Source organism: Larkinella sp. C7, from assembly GCF_006149005.1.
In the GTDB taxonomy this organism is placed as follows: Bacteria; Bacteroidota; Bacteroidia; order Cytophagales; family Spirosomataceae; genus Larkinella.
In genome coordinates this window covers 125,175-143,866 of sequence record NZ_VBSL01000015.1, presented here as the reverse complement: position 1 = coordinate 143,866, position 18,692 = coordinate 125,175, and the positions used below count along the sequence as shown (strand labels likewise).

At 52.2% G+C, this 18,692-nt stretch carries 17 protein-coding genes and 1 tRNA gene; 12 read left to right on the top strand and 6 right to left on the bottom strand.

The window, feature by feature from the left end; all coding sequences use genetic code 11:
* Positions 1 to 139 precede the first annotated feature (139 nt).
* The 7 genes from FH871_RS26445 (at position 140) to FH871_RS26415 (ending at position 5,386) form a co-directional block, all read left to right on the top strand.
* On the top strand, positions 140 to 1,357 hold the full coding sequence (locus FH871_RS26445) for a serine hydrolase (protein WP_229317594.1): 1,218 nt from the start codon (positions 140 to 142) through the stop codon (positions 1,355 to 1,357).
* Between the two features lie 131 nt (positions 1,358 to 1,488).
* The gene (locus FH871_RS26440; protein WP_138994418.1) at positions 1,489 to 1,965 is read left to right on the top strand and encodes a Panacea domain-containing protein; all 477 of its coding nucleotides are present in this window, start codon (positions 1,489 to 1,491) and stop codon (positions 1,963 to 1,965) included.
* Positions 1,952 to 2,314: a hypothetical protein gene (locus FH871_RS26435; protein WP_114410033.1), complete on the top strand. Its 363-nt coding sequence runs from the start codon at positions 1,952 to 1,954 to the stop codon at positions 2,312 to 2,314. Before FH871_RS26440 ends, FH871_RS26435 begins: the two co-directional genes overlap by 14 nt.
* Before the next feature lie 119 nt (positions 2,315 to 2,433).
* Positions 2,434 to 3,402, top strand: coding sequence for a DUF4886 domain-containing protein (locus FH871_RS26430; protein ID WP_138994417.1), 969 nt, complete (start codon positions 2,434 to 2,436; stop codon positions 3,400 to 3,402).
* A gap of 198 nt (positions 3,403 to 3,600) precedes the next feature.
* A complete protein-coding gene (locus FH871_RS26425) occupies positions 3,601 to 3,819 on the top strand; it encodes a hypothetical protein (RefSeq protein ID WP_138994416.1) in 219 nt (72 codons plus the stop codon).
* Positions 3,800 to 4,645: a prohibitin family protein gene (locus FH871_RS26420; RefSeq protein ID WP_138994415.1), complete on the top strand. Its 846-nt coding sequence runs from the start codon at positions 3,800 to 3,802 to the stop codon at positions 4,643 to 4,645. Before FH871_RS26425 ends, FH871_RS26420 begins: the two co-directional genes overlap by 20 nt.
* 72 nt (positions 4,646 to 4,717) lie before the next feature.
* Positions 4,718 to 5,386: a YdcF family protein gene (locus tag FH871_RS26415; protein ID WP_138994414.1), complete on the top strand. Its 669-nt coding sequence runs from the start codon at positions 4,718 to 4,720 to the stop codon at positions 5,384 to 5,386.
* 91 nt (positions 5,387 to 5,477) lie between these two features.
* Here FH871_RS26415 and FH871_RS26410 read toward each other — a convergent pair.
* Together FH871_RS26410 and fabD are read right to left on the bottom strand one after the other, a co-directional pair.
* Positions 5,478 to 5,548, bottom strand: a tRNA-Gln gene (locus FH871_RS26410).
* 132 nt (positions 5,549 to 5,680) lie between these two features.
* A complete protein-coding gene (fabD, locus tag FH871_RS26405; RefSeq protein ID WP_138994413.1) occupies positions 5,681 to 6,580 on the bottom strand; it encodes an ACP S-malonyltransferase in 900 nt (299 codons plus the stop codon).
* Positions 6,581 to 7,055: 475 nt separating this feature from the next.
* Here fabD and FH871_RS26400 point away from each other — a divergent pair, with 475 nt between their 5' ends.
* From FH871_RS26400 to FH871_RS26380, 5 genes are all read left to right on the top strand, one after another.
* Entirely contained in the window at positions 7,056 to 7,790 is a 735-nt protein-coding gene (locus FH871_RS26400) for a succinate dehydrogenase cytochrome b subunit (protein ID WP_114409977.1), read from the top strand.
* Between the two features lie 77 nt (positions 7,791 to 7,867).
* A complete protein-coding gene (locus FH871_RS26395; RefSeq protein ID WP_138994442.1) occupies positions 7,868 to 9,805 on the top strand; it encodes a fumarate reductase/succinate dehydrogenase flavoprotein subunit in 1,938 nt (645 codons plus the stop codon).
* A gap of 90 nt (positions 9,806 to 9,895) precedes the next feature.
* Positions 9,896 to 10,648 carry a succinate dehydrogenase/fumarate reductase iron-sulfur subunit gene (locus FH871_RS26390; RefSeq protein ID WP_114409974.1) on the top strand — a complete coding sequence of 251 codons (753 nt, stop codon included), beginning with the start codon at positions 9,896 to 9,898 and terminating at the stop codon, positions 10,646 to 10,648.
* A gap of 183 nt (positions 10,649 to 10,831) precedes the next feature.
* A complete protein-coding gene (locus tag FH871_RS26385; protein ID WP_138994412.1) occupies positions 10,832 to 11,092 on the top strand; it encodes a GlsB/YeaQ/YmgE family stress response membrane protein in 261 nt (86 codons plus the stop codon).
* Between the two features lie 104 nt (positions 11,093 to 11,196).
* Complete coding sequence (locus FH871_RS26380; protein ID WP_138994411.1) at positions 11,197 to 11,865, top strand: TetR/AcrR family transcriptional regulator; 669 nt, start codon at positions 11,197 to 11,199, stop codon at positions 11,863 to 11,865.
* Between the two features lie 197 nt (positions 11,866 to 12,062).
* On the opposite strand, the gene FH871_RS26375 is transcribed toward FH871_RS26380, so the two are convergent.
* The 4 genes from FH871_RS26375 to FH871_RS26360 all read right to left on the bottom strand — a co-directional run bounded on the left by FH871_RS26375 (position 12,063) and on the right by FH871_RS26360 (position 18,645).
* Entirely contained in the window at positions 12,063 to 13,157 is a 1,095-nt protein-coding gene (locus tag FH871_RS26375) for a hypothetical protein (RefSeq protein ID WP_138994410.1), read from the bottom strand.
* A complete protein-coding gene (locus FH871_RS26370) occupies positions 13,154 to 13,801 on the bottom strand; it encodes an ABC transporter ATP-binding protein (protein WP_138994409.1) in 648 nt (215 codons plus the stop codon). Before FH871_RS26370 ends, FH871_RS26375 begins: the two co-directional genes overlap by 4 nt.
* 10 nt (positions 13,802 to 13,811) lie before the next feature.
* A complete protein-coding gene (locus tag FH871_RS26365; RefSeq protein WP_138994408.1) occupies positions 13,812 to 15,167 on the bottom strand; it encodes a vanadium-dependent haloperoxidase in 1,356 nt (451 codons plus the stop codon).
* Positions 15,168 to 15,249: 82 nt separating this feature from the next.
* Positions 15,250 to 18,645: a VCBS repeat-containing protein gene (locus FH871_RS26360; RefSeq protein ID WP_138994407.1), complete on the bottom strand. Its 3,396-nt coding sequence runs from the start codon at positions 18,643 to 18,645 to the stop codon at positions 15,250 to 15,252.
* Positions 18,646 to 18,692: the final 47 nt, after the last annotated feature.

The window sequence follows — 18,692 nt, the reverse complement described above, 5'->3', positions numbered from 1 at the left end:
AGGGTATGGTATTTCAGTAGAATTTGCAAAGATAGCACGAAACCCCGTTCTGAAAATGAAGTGTTTGCGCAATGCTGTTATTTTTGACACCGGATTTGCTCAACAATCGTTTTTACTACGAACCGGAATGACACATGGTATGAAAGGCTTCTGTTGGTTAGTGCTGCTGGGCTTGCTGGTAGCGGGCTGTCGGAAAGGCGATCAGGACGTTACGCCGGACAAACCCCTGACCTGGTTCGACACGTTTGCAAAAGCCCTCGATGACTCGCTGAAAACCAAACAGATCGGCTACGGTTTTGTGATTCTGGAAAAAGGTGACGTGCGGGCGTCGGGCCGTGGCGGTTTGAAGTCCCGAACGACGGAATCGGAAGGGGAGAAAGCTTTTACGCTGGATACCAAAACGCACATGGCCAGCATGAGCAAAACCATCACGGCAATGGCTTTTCTGCACCTGGCCGCAGAGAAAGGCCTGAAAACCACCGATAAAATTGCCCCCTACCTGCCGCCGTCCTGGCCGAAAGGCGAGAATATCGATCAGATTACGTTTCGGGATTTGATGACGCACCGCAGTGGCATTATTGGGTTGGGCAACAATTGCGTCAATGGGGCTTTTTCCGAAAACATCTGGTTCGGGTTCAAACAACTCGTGCAGCAGGGCGTCAAAACCGCCAACCGGGGGAATTATTGTTACCAGAACGCTAATTTCGGTTTGTTTCGGGTTCTGATTCCGGGCATTTTAGGCTATTCGTTTACCGGCGACGACAGCATCGACGATCCGCAAACGCAGCAACGGTACATCGACTATGTCCAGAAAAATGTGTTCGAGAAGGTCGGTCTCACCAACATCCTGGCCAACCATCCGCCCGGTGACCCCACTTACACGTATTCCTATTTGAAGACGGGCATAACGGGCTGGAACCCCGGAAATTTTACCAACACCGTCGGGGCGTATGGCTGGTATATGACACCCACCGAAGCCGGTAAATTGTTTGCCACGGTTCTGTCCACTACCGACCAGAGCGTGCTGACCACCGCCTGGAAAGACACCCTGCTGACGCAGCGGCTGGGAACTTATGCCGGTACGATTCCGGGCGGGTCCATCCAGTACCATGATGGATGGTGGTATCTGAAACTGGCTCAATACCAGGGCGTCCGCACGGTTTGGATGACATTTCCCAATCAGGTAACGGCGGTTCTGTTTGTCAATGCGCTGCACCATTCGCGCGGGAATTTTCCGAGCGACGATGGCACCGATATTGTAACCTATCTGAGTCGTGCGTATACGCTGACCCGGCAGATGAAAGGCGGGCGGAAGTCGGCGGCAAAAGTGATTCTGGAGCACGACGAACCACACTGATTCACCCCAAAAAAGGATGGAAATTAACCCGCTTCGTTGTATCTTTACTAATTGATTTTCAGGAGATGAGGATTGCTTTGCCGATTAAATGAACGGCACCCGGTTACCAGGTAAACAATAAATACGAATCTATGTACCCGGCATTGCTAATTGCCAGACAGTTTATAAACAAGGGCGTTGCCGAAGGCCGTCCCCTGACGCCGATGAAGCTGCAGAAGCTCATTTATATGGCGCACGGGCTGCACCTAGCCCGGCACGAAAAACCGCTGATTGCCGAAAAAGTACAGGCGTGGTCGTATGGCCCTGTGATTCCCGACGTCTACACCCGCTTCAAACGGTTTGGGAATAACCCGATTACAACCCCGATTCCGACCAGCGACTGGGACGAAGAACTGGATCCGCAGGCGCAGGATTCCATCAATTTTGCCTGGGACATTGCCAAAGATTACAACGCCATTCAGCTTTCCAACTGGACCCACGTCGAAGGATCACCCTGGTATCAGTCGGTTAGTCGCAGCGGGGATGGCACACTGGAGCAGGAACCCATCGATAACGACTTGATTAAAGACTATTTCACCGAAATTATCAGACGCGATGTCGGAGAATGAAGGCAGCGAAAAGGCGAAAGAGAACTTCCGGAAACTGATCGAATCGTCGTCGACCAACCCACTCAACAGCGGACTTTCCCAAAACGAGTTCGAGCAATATGACAAGGAAGAACGCCGGACGCGTCTGGTAGGGCTGGCGCAGGACATTCAGGAACGGAAGAAATTCGCCCAATGGATTTTCTGGATGGTGGTTTTCTGGCTGGTTGTGATTCTGGGGATCATCATCGCCGAAGGGCTTCATTATCTGGATATTCCACAGGCCGTCACCATCGCCTTGATCGGTTCTACAACGGTTAACGTGACCGCATTTTTTGTGATCGTCACCAAGTATTTATTCCCCGGAAAATAAGGATTATGGTTCTTAAAATGCCTTTGCTGGCCCGATTGCGGGCTTTCATGGCACTAAATGGCGGCAAAAAGAGTAAAGCGAACCGGAACCTTTGCTTTTGGTTATTTAATCCGCCAGTTATGCTTGTCAATACCGCCGTATTCCGGGTTCGTGCCTTCGTATTCTTTCTGCTGCTTTTCGTTAGTCGGATCGCGGTTTCCCAAACCGGCGCTCCGGCGTTTTCCGACGCAAAAAAGAATGGAAAACCGCTCCATCTGTTCATCATCGGGAACAGTTTTTCGGGCAATGCGGCCAAATACCTGCGGGAACTGAGCGAAGAAGGCGGCCATGCGTTAACCCTGGGCCGGGCCGAGTTAGGCGGTTGTTCGCTGCAACGACATTGGGAAATTGCGGAAGCCGCCGAGGCCGATCCAAACGATCCGAAGGGAAAAGCCTACAATGGCAAGTCACTGAAAATGCTGCTGGCGGAGGGCGTCTGGGACGTGGTGACGCTGCAACAATATTCCATGCTGTCGGGCGACGTGGACACCTTCCAGCCTTACGCGAAGAAGCTGGTCGACTACATTCGAAAGCTGCAACCTTCGGCCAAAATTGTGTTTCATCAAACCTGGGCGTATCGCTCCGATGCCGACGGTTTCGGGCAGATTGCCGCCGGAAAACTGGCACAGAGCGAAAAGGAAATGTGGGCGAAATCACGGGCGGCTTATCACACCATCGCCCGCGAACTGGGCGCGTCCGTCATTCCGGTTGGTGATGCGTTCTGGCGGATCAGTTCAGACCCCAACTGGGCGTACCGGAAAGATGCCCAGTATGATTTTGCCAAACCGCAAGCACCCAATTTGCCGAATCAGGACCATTCTTTGCACGTGGGATATAGCTGGAAAGACAACAAACTGGGTTTTGATTCGCACCACGCCAGTACCGCCGGGTGTTATTTGGGGTCGCTGGTCTGGTACGGTTTTCTGTTCCATGAATCACCCGTCGACCTGAAATTCGTTCCCGAAACGGTTCCCGCCGATTTTGCCGCTCACCTGAGAAAAACCGCCTGGTCGACGGTGAAAAAGACGGGCAAGGGTGTTAAAAATTAGAAATTACTCCGCTCATTCTTTTGGTAACCGTCAGGATTTGAACGCGATAGATCAGGATCTCACCCTGAAAAAGAACCGCTTGTAATTCAAAAATTGTATTCTGCATAACAATCCTCGCGGTCATCTAAACGATCGGTACCTTACAGCCCAATCGGCCGTAGAAGTCCGAATCGTGTTCAACTCATAACCTGACGTGCAATGGATATTCGATCAATTACCCGCTATTTGCTGGTGCTGGTTGCTACGTTCTTTATTTTGAACGGGACGTTTGCCTTACTGAATCAGGCTAATTCTTTCCTGAATTTTGCCGGTTTTGTGCTGATCGCATCCTGGATTCTGCTGGTGGCTGGCACAAAAGGTTTTACAAAACTCCCACTTAAAAATCGAAAACACCACAATGGAAACACTCCCTCGTAAACGTCTGGTTACCATCGGTATAACCGTGGTCGTATGCCTGATCCTTTTCTCGTTTATTGGCCGGTTTTACACCCGCATCGATGCCGGACACGTGGGGCTAAAGATTAACATGTCGGGGTCGGATCGGGGGGTGAGCGACATTACGGAAGTGACCGGTTTTGTGTGGTATATTCCCTGGCTGACTAAAATTGAAGAATTCCCGACCTTTACCCAGACGGTCGATTACCAATCTTTTACGGTGAACACCAATGACGGCGCTTCCTTTACGGTGGACCCGACGCTGACGTATCACCCCAATCCGGCGGAGGTTCCCCAGATTTACCGGCAATACCGCCGGCCGTTGCCGCAACTCGAGCAAACCATCATCCGAAACATGGTATTCGATGCTTACCGACTAACCACCAACGAGTTTAAATCCGATAGTCTGGTGGGGCAACGGGCGCGTTTCGAAGCGAAAGTGGAAGCCGAGTTGCGTAAATCGCTCAAGGAAGACGGTTTTATTTACGAACGGTTGACTTCCGCCGTCACCCCACCGCCTTCTCTTCAGGCTGCGATCGATGCCAAAAATACCGCCGTTCAAACGGCCATGGCCCTTCGGAACAAAATTGAGTCGGAAAAAGCCCAGGCCGAAATTGCGATTACCCGCGCAACCGGAGCCGCCCGGGCGCGGCTGATCAATGCGCAGGCTGAATCCGAAGCCAATACCCTGAAACAACGTACGTTAACGCCCATGCTGATTCAGCAGCAATGGATTGAGAAATGGGACGGCAAACTGCCTACCACCTCGACGGGATCGGCCAGTTTGATGCTCGGCATCAAACCCTGAAACGAAGTTTGGTATTCTGCTTGTAAATTGTCCCGTTCATCTAAAGATACCTGGACACCATAATTCCTTTTTATGAATCAAGTTCCTGCTTCCATTCATCGTCTGGCTAAAAAACTATGGGACTACCACCGGCTACACCAGCCCCTCCAGCCTGCCGACGCCATTTTCGTCCTGTGTAGCTACGATAAGCGGGTCGCAGAACGGGGCGCGCAGCTCTGGCTGGACGGCTGGGCTCCGCTCCTGATCTTTTCCGGTGGCCTGGGCGTGATTACCCGAAACCTGTGGACCGAACCTGAAGCGGATCAGTTTGCCGAAATTGCCCGGAACATGGGTGTGCCGGACGAGGCCATGCTGATTGAAAACCAATCCACCAATACCGGGGAGAATGTCCTGTTTACGCAACAACGGCTTGCAGAGCGCAACCTCGACCCAACTCATTTTCTGCTGGTTCAAAAACCGTACATGGAACGCCGGAGCTATGCTACGTTTCGGAAGGTTTGGCCCCAAAAACAGGTGCGCGTTACGTCCCCACAGGCTTCTTACGAAGAATACCTGGAAATGTATTCAAATCCGGAACTGTCGCCGGAGCAGGTGATTCACATCATGGTGGGGGATTTACAACGGATCAGGGAATATCCTCAGAAGGGGTTTCAGATTCCGCAGGAAATACCACAAGACGTCTGGGATGCTTATGAAGCCCTGGTGGCCGCCGGGTATGACCAGCACCTGATTAAAATGTAACGGTTTTCATAGCTGCCCCCATCTCGCCCAATTCGTCAACGCACAAAAAAGGCCACTGATTCATGGAATCAGTGGCCTAAAGTAATGTCAGTTGCCGGGGAAGGATTCGAACCCTCACAAACAGAACCAAAATCTGTCGTCCTACCCTTAGACGACCCGGCAATTGCGAGTGCAAAGATAGCGGTTCTGTATTTAAAAAAGCAAGAAGCCCTGCAAAAAAGTTAAGAGTTAAGAATGAAGAATGAAGAGTTGGCCGACGCACATTTTTAACGCTTAACTCTTAACTCTTAACTTTTAACTAGTTACGCCCTGCGTTTCGGCAGTTGGAATAATTTTCTTCACCAAACCCTGAAGCACTTTACCCGGACCGCATTCCACGAAAACCGTGGTACCATCGGCGCTCATGGCTTCAACCGATTGCGTCCAGCGGACGGGGGCGGTCAATTGCGCGATGAGGTTGGCTTTGATCGTTTCCACATCCGTGGCGGGTTTGGCATTGACGTTCTGGTAAATCGGGCAGCGCGGCTGGCTGAACGGCGTTGTTTGAATGGCCTGCGCCAGTTCTTCGCGGGCCGGTTCCATCAGGGGGGAGTGAAACGCTCCGCCCACCTGCAACGGCAACACCCGTTTGGCACCAGCTTCTTTCAGTTTTTCGCCCGCCATCCGAACGCCCTCAAGCGAACCCGAAATTACGACTTGACCGGGGCAGTTATAATTCGCCGGAATCACCACTTCTTTAAATCCGGACCCGGCGGCCACTTCCAGACAGATCCGTTCGATGGTGGCATCGTCGAGCCCCAGCACAGCGGCCATCGTCGACGGGTTGAGTTCACAGGCTTTCTGCATGGCACTCGCCCGCTGGGCCACCAGCCGCAAACCGTCTTCGAAAGACAGGCCGCCAGCGGCAACCAAAGCCGAAAATTCGCCCAGCGAATGCCCGGCCACCATATCAGGGGCAAAATCCTCGACGGTTTGGGCCAGAATGACGGAGTGCAGAAAAATGGCGGGTTGGGTCACATTCGTTTGTTTCAGCTCCTCATCGGTGCCTTCAAACATAATCTTCGTAATCTCGAAACCCAGAATGTGGTTGGCCTGCTCGAAGAGGTATTTGGCTTTTTCGGATTGCTGGTATAAACCCAGTCCCATTCCGGGGAACTGTGCGCCCTGGCCGGGGAAAATGTATGCTTTTTTCATGATTGAATAAGGTCGTCTTGAATTGTATTTGCAGAGAGTGAAGGATTCAGAGGATTGAACGGTTTGTCAAGTAATCCTCTCATTCTTTTCATCCATGCAATCCAGTTCAGGGCAAAAGTAACAGCCTTCCGGTAATTATTCCAAAAGTCGCGCTTTTACTGCCGGAGCGGGAAGGAATAGGGTAATCGAAAAAGTTCAAAATTAAAAAGAGGGCAGGAGGAATATACGCTGTTCAGAAAGAGTCTATACGTTTTAATGGCTTAAAATAATCCTATTCAGATCGTCGAATAACAAAACAAAATCGGTTTACAACCCGTTAGCCGGAGAAACGGAACAACGACCTTTTATTAATTCCAAATAAGCGTAAAAATACGGGGTTTTTTTGGTTCGAATCGCTTTGTGCTGTAGTTTTGACCTCTACGAATCGGTTAATTTTCAAGCCGCTTTACTAAACAAAAATTTCTTTACACGCTATATGTCTTGGGTAACAACAACACTTTCCAGCACCCTCGGTCGCAAAGTTGTCATGTCGCTGACGGGGCTGTTTTTGTGCTCGTTCCTGATTGTTCATTTGGTTGGGAACCTGCAATTGTTCAAAGGCGACGAAGGCCGGGCCTTCAATGAGTACAGCTACTTTATGACCCACAATCCGATCATAAAGACCATTTCCTACTTACTGTACAGTTCGATCATCGTTCATGCCCTGATGGCGCTGGTGCTGACGCGCCACAACCAGGCTTCGCGCCCCGTTAAGTATGCCTACGCAAAACCGGAAGCCAACAGCCCCTGGACCTCTCGCAACATGGGTATTCTGGGAACGATCATTCTGGTTTTCATCATCATCCACATGCGGACGTTCTGGTACACGATGCATTTCGGGCCGGTGGTGTTAAACGGCGAAACGATTACGGCCGGGAGCATTCCGCAGGTAACGTACGACGGCGAACCCATCAAGGATCTCTACGCCGTAACCGTCTTTGCCTTTTCCTACCTGTGGTATGTCGCGCTGTATGTGGTGTCGATGATCGCCCTGTCGTTTCACCTCGTACACGGTTTTCAAAGTGGTTTCCAGACGCTGGGTCTGCGCCACAAGAAATATTCTCCGCTTATTGAATTTTTGGGTACCTACGGATTTGGGATCGTCATTCCGGCTTTGTTTGCCGCCATGCCGGTTTACATTTATCTGAAAGCGCACCATATTCTTTTTTAATCAGAACAGGGTTTTATCGTACAAGTATTGAACCGTATCTGTCTATGTTAGACGTATTAGAAGAGAAAGAAACCGGGATGAAGCTGGAGTCTAAGGTTCCGGAAGGCCCCCTCGCTGAAAAGTGGGCGAAGCATAAATTTAATCTGAAGCTGGTCAATCCGGCCAACAAACGAAAATACGAGGTCATCGTGGTCGGCACCGGGCTAGCCGGGGCCTCAGCAGCGGCCGCTTTGGCCGAACTGGGCTACAACGTCAAGGCGTTTTGTTTCCAGGACAGCCCCCGTCGGGCGCACAGTATTGCGGCCCAAGGCGGTATCAACGCGGCTAAAAACTACCAGAACGACGGCGACAGCGTTTTCCGGCTGTTCTACGACACCATCAAAGGCGGTGACTACCGCGCCCGCGAAGGCAACGTTCACCGGCTGGCCGAGGTCAGCGTCAGCATCATCGACCAGTGTGTGGCGCAGGGTGTCCCCTTCGCCCGCGAATACGGTGGTGCCCTGGCCAACCGCTCCTTCGGTGGTTCGCAGGTATCCCGGACGTTCTACGCGCGGGGCCAGACCGGGCAGCAGTTGCTGCTGGGTGCCTACAGCGCGCTGAGCCGGCAGGTTGCCAACGGAAAAGTGAAACTGTATCCGCGTACCGAAATGCTCGATCTGGTGATCGAGGGCGGTAAAGCGCGCGGGATCATCACCCGAAATCTGGTTACGGGCAAAATCGAATCGCATTCAGCGCACGCGGTTTTGCTCTGCACCGGGGGCTACGGCAACGTCTTTTACCTGTCGACCAACGCCATGGGTTCCAACGTAACGGCAGCCTGGCGGGCCCACAAAAAGGGAGCCTTGATGGCAAATCCGTGCTTCACCCAGATTCACCCGACCTGTATTCCGGTGAAAGGAAACTACCAGTCGAAACTGACGCTGATGTCGGAATCGCTGCGGAACGACGGCCGGGTTTGGGTGCCGAAAACGAAAGAGATTGCCGAGAAAGTCCGGAAGGGTGAAATCAAGGCGAAAGATATCAAAGAAGAAGACCGCGATTATTTTCTGGAACGCCGGTATCCGTCGTTCGGAAACCTCGTGCCACGCGACGTCGCTTCCCGCAACGCGAAAACCGTCTGCGACGAAGGCCGGGGCGTTGCACCGACGGGTCTGGCGGTTTACCTCGACTTTGCCGATGCCATCAAGCGGGACGGCCGGAAGGTGATTGAGGCCAAATATGGCAACCTGTTCGAGATGTACGAGAAAATCGTGGACGACGATCCGTACGAAACGCCGATGAAAATTTACCCCGCGGTTCACTACACGATGGGCGGTTTGTGGGTCGACTACAACCTGATGACCAACGTTCCGGGCCTCTACGCCCTCGGCGAAGCCAACTTCTCCGACCACGGTGCCAACCGACTGGGTGCTTCGGCGCTGATGCAGGGGCTGGCCGACGGTTATTTCGTTATTCCGTATACCCTGGGCGACTACCTGGCAACGATTGGTCCGGCGGACAAAATCGCGGTCACGCACCCGGTTTTCAAAGAAGCGGAGCAGAAGGTGCAGGACACGATTGCGCGCATGTTGGCCATCAAGGGCGAGAAAACCGCCGAGGAATTCCACCGGCAGTTGGGCCACATCATGTGGGAATACTGTGGAATGGCGCGGAATGCAGAAGGGTTGAAAAAAGCCAAGAAGATGATTCAGGAGTTGAAAAAAGAATTCTGGAGCAATCTGCGCGTCACCGGCACCGATCTGGAACTGAATCCGGCCCTGGAACAGGCTTCACGCGTGGCTGATTTCATCGAACTGGGGGAACTGATGGTCGACGATGCATTGAACCGGAACGAATCCTGCGGAGGACACTTCCGGGAAGAATATTCGACCGAAGACGGTGAAGCCAAGCGTGATGATGAAAATTACACCTATGTAGCCGCCTGGGAATACAAAGGCCCGGGTCAGCCCGAAAAACTGCACAAGGAAGAGCTGAAGTTTGAAACCGTCAAGCTGACACAGCGGAGTTATAAATAAGGATTTAACGTTTGGGGTTTAAGGTTTAAAGATCGATCCGGCAGGTATCCTCTTTAAACCTTGAACCTTAAACCTCAGACATAAAAAGAAATGGATATTGCCTTAAAAGTCTGGAGACAAAAAAATAGCCAAACACCAGGCAAAATGGTGGATTATAAATTGTCGGATATTTCGCCGGATATGTCTTTCCTGGAAATGTTCGACGTGTTGAACGAAGACCTGTCGCACAAAGGCGAAGAACCGGTTGCGTTCGACCATGATTGTCGGGAAGGAATCTGCGGATCCTGTTCCATGTACATCAACGGTCGGCCACACGGTCCGCAAACCGGCACCACAACCTGCCAGTTGCACATGCGGAGCTTCAACGACGGCGACACCATTGTGGTGGAACCCTGGCGGGCGCGGGCTTTTCCGGTTCTGAAAGACCTGATTGTGGATCGCGATGCCTTCGACCGCATTGTGCAGGCTGGCGGTTATGTGTCGGTCAACACGGGTTCGGCCCCGGATGCCAACGAGATTCTGATTCCGCGCGAAGTGGCTGACGAAGCCATGGATGCGGCTCAGTGCATTGGTTGCGGAGCCTGCGTTGCGGCTTGTAAGAATGCGTCGGCGATGTTGTTCGTAGCCGCGAAAGTGTCGCACCTGGCGGTTTTGCCGCAAGGCCAGGCCGAGCACCAATTGCGCGCTGAGCGCATGGTCGCGCAGATGGACGCCGAAGGATTCGGAGCCTGTTCATTCACGGGAGCGTGTTCGGTGGAATGTCCGAAATCAATTTCACTGGATCACATTGCCCGGCTGAACCGCGAATACCTGGGTGCCAAACTGGCTTCGAATAACGTATAGATTTCGATTTAAAAGCAAAATTCAAACGCCCGGCCGTCATGGTCGGGCGTTTTTTGTTACCAATTCAAGTAAATTATAACTTAATATGTGACTTCAGGAGGTATTCTGCGTCTGGATTACATAAGCCACTCGGATGAGTGGACGCAAGTAATTCACCGTAACTAAACACATCGCTCTGAAGTCATGGGAATCCTCGTTACAATTTTAGTGGGTGCCGTTGCCGGCTGGCTGGCCGACCTGGTTTTCAAACGGTTTTCGTTTTCGATCTGGCTCCAGATTTTAATTGGTATCGCCGGCAGTTTTGTCGGCAGTTGGGTGTTGGGCAATGACTTGCAGGTCATGTTCGGCCTGCCCGACCTGCTCGCCCGTATCCTGACGGCTTTCCTGGGAGCGCTGGTGATCCTGGGTATCGTGGCTTTCTTCAAAAGCAGACAGAATAGCTGATCATCTTATTATAAGGAAGACCGGAAGATTTCTGTAACTACTATGTGACTTTTCCCGACGTCCTGCGTCTGATTAGTGACTGAGAAAGCTAACAATCTTTACCAATGGAAAAAATCAAACGCAATCGTGCGCAGACTTCGCAGAGAATCATCAATGCCCTGGAAGATGTTATCGCAGAAAAAGGCATTGACGGAATCGGAATTAACCGGATTTCCGAAAAAGCGGGTGTCAGCAAAGTCCTGATCTACCGCTATTTTGGTGGGTTGGATGGCTTGCTGACGCATTACATCAAAATGGGTCGCTTATTCCCGTTACTCAGTCCGGCTACGCTGGAGCAACTGCGCCCGGTTCATGAAAATGATTTATCCAAACTCTGGTACAAACAACTCATCCATACCTACCGGTTTTTTCGGCAATTCCCGGCGGCTTTTCAGGTATTGAAAGCAACCGTGGCCGAAACCAGTCCAATGGCTGACGAAGCCAGTGCCGCTTACGATGAAGAGCTGACCCGCATGGTGGGGCAACTGGCGTACATCAAAGGAGCCGACTACCAGGCGGTTTCGGCCATCATGGCCGGAGCGATGTCGTATCTGACGTTGCTGTCAAAAAATAACCGCACCATCGTTGGCATCAATTTAACCACCGAAGAGGGCTGGAATCGGGTTGAGGATGCCGTACGAATCATCTACACCGCCCTGAACCGGATGGCGGTTCAATCGGATAAAGTATCGCTCGAGGTGCATCAAACCGGCATTCCTACTAATTTCTGGTAATACGTAGATTCACCCCAGTTTCAACTGGGGGCTACAAGATGCGTCATCCCTACGGGATTTAACCCGCCGAAAGGATTATCAAGTCCAACGAATCCCGTAGGGATGGATCATTTTGTAGCGGTGGGTTTGAACCCACTGAAAGTAGGATGAATCCCGTAGGGATGACCGATTGAAAGTTTCTTGAAGATATAGGTGCGTTACTCTTCCCAGGACGAACGGTAATACGAGCGGATGAACAAAACCGCAGCCGCCACCAAACCGGTGGCGGCCAATCCCCATACGGGTAACCGGTACATTATCAGGAGGAAGCACCCAATGAGGGGCCAGAAGAGCTGCGACATAAACCGGTCGCGGGGCTGATGGCGGGTCAGCAAGGCGGCATATTGCAGGAAAAGCAGACTGAGGCCCCAAAGCCACACGCCAAGTATTGCCGGAACCGTGACGTCAACCGGGTGATTTTTCAGCAGCAAAACCGCTTCCGGGCTGATTACCAAAGTAAGGATTCCTGTATACCGTAGAAACCGGCCGGAAAGAGAGACTGGTAAATTCCGGAGCAACAGCAATTGAGTGGCTTCAAACCGGTATAATTCGAAGACAATCCCGGCGTGTAAAGCCGCTGACAGCAACATTCCCAACGACAGCAGCCGGATGTCGTACTCGTCGGTAGGATACAGAGCCAGCACGCCAATCGTCACCAGACACGAGCCAACTTTGGTTAGAAACAGCGTGGCCGGTTGTTCACGGAAAAGATAGCGGATAAAAAAGAGGAGATAGGGCGTGGTGAACCGCTGCCGAAGCCAGGCTCCAATGTGGCCCGCAAACTGCTCCGGGTTGGGATGTCGCAAAGCCCGTTCCACAAACGGAAGCGGCAAAACCGACAGCAAGCCCATGAACACAACCACCACGACATTGGCAGTTGTTGTGCCATGCTGATTGCCAACCCAGACCATAAAACCGCCATAGAAAACGACGGGAGCCAGCAATTGAAAGTGCAGGAAATACAGAATGGCGACTCGTTTGAAAGACGGAATGAGCCGGAAAAGCTGGAGCAGATCGGTTTTCTGAAAAACCTGCAAACTGAACCGGATCGTGTGAACCGCATACATTACCCAAATAATGCCGTAAGCCGCCAGAAAAGCCCAGTCGTGCACGGCGTAACTCGCCAGCGCAATGTGCTCGGCTGAACTCAGAAATCCGAAGGCCAGCATCATCACGACCAGAAACAGACCGGTATTTTGCAGATAGAATTGCCTGACAATCAGCTTTTCCGGTACGGTCCACAAAGCACTCATAAACCAGCCGGTTGGGTGATGGATTCCAGCGACTGATTTTGAACGACCCAAACAGAATCGACTGGCAGTTCAGCAGCGTCGACGTCCTGGTGCGATGACAGCAGAAAGCTGGTGCCTTGTTCCCGGCTTTGCCGAATGCGGTCGATCACGGCTTTGGTGGTCGCGTGATCGAGGGTAATCAATGGTTCATCGAGCAAAATCAGGCTGGGTTTTCCCAGAAAGGCCAGCACCAGCGACGTCTTTTTGAGCATCCCGCTTGAATAGGTTCCGATGGGGGTTTTGATGAAATCCCGGATTCCGAACAGGTCAATCAATTCGTCGATCTGTTGCGTCGGTGCCTGTTTGGTCGTTGCTACCCAGCAGATCAATTCCCAGGCCGTTAGAAATTGGGGGTAAAGCGGTTCGGCTTCCCCGTAATTGACCCGAAGCCGGTAGTCGACTGGTTGCCGCCGAATGTCATATTTTGCCTCCAAAACCAGACTTCCGTCGAAGGGCAGTAACCCGGCAACCGACCGAAAAAAGGTCGTTTTTCCGGAGCCATTGCGGCCCTTCAGCCAGTGAATGCCCGGAGGAAAATCCGCCTGTGGAATCGCCAGCACCAGCCGGTTGTGGTATTCTTTGCGGAAATTTTGGACGGTGAGCATCGATTCCCGGTTACTTAGGCGCTACCGCCACCTCTTTCTTCGAAGTCAGTTTTTCCACCACGTATTCACCCACTTTTCGCCCCTGGATGTTACCGAGTTCCAGCGCATCCCGGAAGTGAATACCGCCGTATAACCGGCTATAAGAGGCTTCCACGGCGGCTTCGCGGAACGATTTAAACGAACGAACGCCGTGGCCGTACGGATTTTCGGTCGAGTCCGTGAACGCGATGTTGTCGCCGTAGAGGATGGTCAGCACCTCGGCGGCAGCGGCCGAAATCACACTGTGTCCGCTGGTATATTCCGGAAATGGGGGCGTTTGCAAATACGGCGTCCACTTCGGATCGATAAATTTGTTGATGACGGTTTCGGGCCGGATGCGGTTGCTGCGGTATTTTTCGTCCCAGCAACTGATAAAACCGTCGGCTAACGCAAAGGACGTTAACGTATAGGCTTGTACCGTTTGGGCAAAATTGGCCTTTTGCTGACGGGATGCCGTGGCTGCGATGGCCAGCCAGTGACCGCCCGGTGTCATTTTTTTGGATGCATACGAAACGTGACCGGCGACGTTCATCACGAAGGCATTATCGTCCCAGAAAAAAGCGATTTTCCGTTCTTCCTCGGTTTGGCGAAGGCTCATTTGATAGACTTCATCCGCCAGTTTATAAAAAGGACTCCCTTTCGTCATGTTATACGGAATGGCCGGCGGAGGAATAAACTGCGAGCAGGTATCCATCACCCAGCAGCGAATTTGCATCCACTTCGGCTCGGCGGCTTCCATGTAGGCTGGGGGCGTCGGCACCCAGGTTCCTTCGGCGTTGGTCACGGTATGCTTGAATCCGCGCGTTTGCTTATACGAATCCTTGCCCGCAAACTCCATGATGTGTTTGGCCACCGCTTCACCATACGCCATCGAACGTTCCATCACGTCGTCGGGAATTCCCATGGCCTTGTATTGCTCGTAAAAGTCTTTTTCAAAACCGTCGAACATGTCCCCGGAAAACGTCAGATTGCGACCAACCGTCAGAAACGCCCGGGTGCTGGCCAGCGGAAAGCAGTATTCCTGACCCGGTTCCGGTTTGGGCGGAGCGGTAAATTTCCGGAGTTTGCCCGCCAGCGATTCATAACCGGGTTGTCCCGGTAACATGGCCTCGTAACCGGCCAGATTGGCATATCCATAAATCCGGCTGGCGACCGGCGGAGAGAAAATATCGTGAATAATCACATCGGTCAATTGCTTGACACACTGGTGATAACGCTCCGGTTCAGCAGCTTTGGCATTGTATTCTTCCGGAGTGGCTTTGGGTTGGCAACCGGCAAAACTCCATAGGCCGCCAAGAAATAAAACCCACAGGATTCGATTTTTCATAAAGAACGCTGGCAATTAATGGTACAAGAGGACTACAAATTTACCTTAAAAAAAGTATATCCTGTACGCGTCTGTGGATTGTTTACGGTTTTCCGGCGAGGCCAGTCCGAACGAGCTTTGCTTTTTGAAACACCTGAATCGTTGTATCGTTGCGGGCGACCAACCAGCGTAGCGCCCCCGCTGCCCGAATCGGTTTGATATCGCGCACTTCGCCATCGAGCCGAAAACCGCTGGAGATCGGCGAAAGCGCTATGAATCGAGCGGTGTTGCTGGCTGTCTTGCCCGTGTTTTGGAGCATCAGCCCATCATTCGCGTCGTAACGCCCCTGATAGGTGCTGACGCCGTAGAAATTGCCACCCGCCAGAATATCGGGGTAACCGTCGTTGTCAATGTCATCGGTTCGGAGCGCAAACAGTTTGGAAACCTGGGCCAGCATCGGCAGTGGGTGAACCACAAAACGCCCGTCTCCCGTGTTTTCCAGATACACCGAGGCAAACTGGTTGACTTCGTATTCTTCGGCCCCGTTCAGTTCTTTTTTCTCAAACAAATCCTCCACCGGTTTTCCGGCGAATGACGTATAGTTGGTAAACCGTTTGTTGATAATACCGGGCATCTGTCTGCCCAAGTCATCCTTGAAATTAACGGGATACCAGTCTTTTCCGTCGCGCTGGTAGGCCAGAAGCTGCTCAACGCTGCTGTTATTGTCAAAATCCTTCACCCACATTTTCAGCCGGGGTTCGGTCTGTTTGATGAATTTGGTGTTCAAGCCCAGATTCCCGGCCAACAGATCCAGATCGCCATCGCGGTCGAAGTCGGCGGCAGACAGGCACTGCCAGAAACCGTTCAGGGGTGTCTTCTCGTCGGTGATGCGTTGAACCGCTTCCAATTTACCGTTCTGATTGGCGAACACCCGAATCGGCATCCAGTCGCCAGCCACGACCAGATCCAGGTCCTTGTCCTGATCATAGTCCATCCAGAGGGCGTCGGTCACCATCCCGGCTTTGCGGAGTTCGGGGGCGAGCTGGTCGGTTTTGTCCGTAAAACGCCCTTTGCCATCGTTGATCAGGAGATACGAATTCGGAATCTTTCCGTAGGCAAAAGGAATAACCCGCCCGCCCACGAACAGATCCAGATCACCATCCTGATCCAGATCGACCGGACGAACGCAGCTTTTGTTGGTGTACATGGGCGGCAATCCGTTCGAGCGGGTGAAGTTTCCCTTGCCATCGTTCAGATACAGCCGGTCCAACTGTTCGGGCATTCTCTCGAAAAACTCATTGCCGCCTGAAACCACGTATAAATCCACATCCTTGTCGCCATCGGCGTCGAAGAAAACCGCATCGACATCCTCGTACGTTGAATCGACCCGAAAAGCCGGTTGGTTGCTTGGCAAAAACCGGCCACCGGGTTGCTGAATCTGCAAACTGCCGGCCTGCCATTTGGCACCAGCCGCGTAAAAATCGTCCAGCCCATCGCCATTGACATCGCCGACCGCCAGCTTCGGCCCTTCCATCGACACCTTGAACGGCATCAGCGATTCCCGGACAAAATCGAAATAGGTATTTTCCTGGTGCTGGTACACCATTGGCGACTGGCTCGTGATGTCTTCAAACAGGGGTTGAGGATCGGGAGCCGTGAACCGGAAATTGCCAACATCCTGTTGAGCCGCCGTTTGTTTTAGCGTCAGCGTCTGGTTGGTCTTCACACCGGTCTGAATTTGCATCTTCTGGTTCGGCCAGATCACGATCAGCGAGTCAACCGTGGCAGTTTCGCCTAATCCAAACGTCAGTACCGGCTCGACGGACGATTGAAAACCGCGTGTCGGCATCAATTGCTGGAGTTGCAGACCGGTTTTTGTTTTCAAGACGACTTTGGCCCCCACCCCAAAAGTATTCGCCGACTCGCCCTGAAGTTTGATTTTCAGATACGTATGGGTTGGGAATACTTCATTCGCCTGATTCTGGTAGACCCCCGCTGGATCGTTGATGTCGTTGGTCACCAGATCCAGATCGCCGTCGTTGTCCAGATCGGCATATACCGCGCCACTCGAAAACGTCGGTTTTTCGAACCCCCACGCCAGCGATTTATCCGCAAATTTCAGCTCTTTCGACCCCTGATACAGGTAATTATGCACCTTGCCTTCGGGCATCAGCGAAATCGCTTTTTGATCGATGGCTTTAGACGTTTCCATCGCATACCGCAGCGAATCGTCGGACGCGTACTTCACGTAATCGAGGTCGTTGGGTCGCCGGACGATGCCGTTGGAAATGAACAGGTCCTTGATGCCGTCGTTATCGTAATCGGCCAGCAGGGGCGACCAACTCCAGTCGGTGGCAGCAATCCCGGCCATCGCTCCAATTTCCATGAATTTCTGGCCCGACTGGCTGATTTGCAAACAGTTGCGGCTATACTGATTCATGTAGCCAAAACTCAGTTTATAGAGGTAAATGTCCAGCGGATCTTCGCCCAGCGACATTTTTTCGATCCGTTCGTCTTCGGGATACATGTCGAGCGTGACCACATCCGGGTAGCCGTCGTTGTTGACATCCGCCACATCATTCCCCATCGAAAACCGGCTGGCGTGGGCAAACGCCTTTCGCATGCTTTCCGTAAAACCGCCTTTGCCGTTGTTGAGGTAATAGTAATCGTCTTCGTGAAAATCGTTGGAGACGTAAATATCTTCCCAGCCGTCATTGTTGAGATCCGCCACCGAGATGCCCAAACCGTAGCCCATAGCCGCGCCGAAAATCCCGGCTTGCTCGCTGATGTTGGTAAAACGAGCCTTCGGATTTTTCGTGCCGTTGCTGATCAATTCGTTCCGGTACAGGTAATCGCCCGATTCGTTTTGTCGCAGATTCCGGGCTGTGACGCGGTCGTAACTGCGGGAAGTATGCACGGCGTGGTTGAGCAGATACAGATCCAGATCACCGTCGTGGTCGTAGTCGAAGAAAGCCGCCTGGGTCGAAAAGCCGGTAAAGTCTAATCCGTATTCGGCGGCTTTCTCGGTAAAGGTGCCGTCCTGATTATTGATATACAACTCATTGGAGCCTTCCAGGCCTTTGAAGTTGCCGACCGCGCACACGTAAATGTCGAGCCAGCCATCGCCGTTGACATCCGCCATCGTTACGCCGGTTTGCCAGTCCGAAAACCCTTCGACTCCGGCTTTTTCGGTAATGTTTTCAAATTTTAGTCCGCCCTTATTCTGGTACAGCGTATTTTTTCCCTGATTAGAGACGAAATACAAATCGGTCAGGCCGTCGTTGTTGAGGTCACCAGCCGCCACACCCGCCCCGTTGTAGAAATACAGGTAGTCGATGATGTTGAATTGGTCCGTATTGCGAACCTGATTGACAAAACCGATGCCCGTCCGGGTCGAATCCAGCACCTGAAACAGCGGTTTTTCGGAAGAACTATTCAGTTGTTTACAGCCCGTAAAGAACAGCGTTACGGCCGCAAAAAAGATACTAATTCGTTTCATAGGTTGATTTCTGAACCGGAATTGAGCTGATTTGACTGATTAAGTTG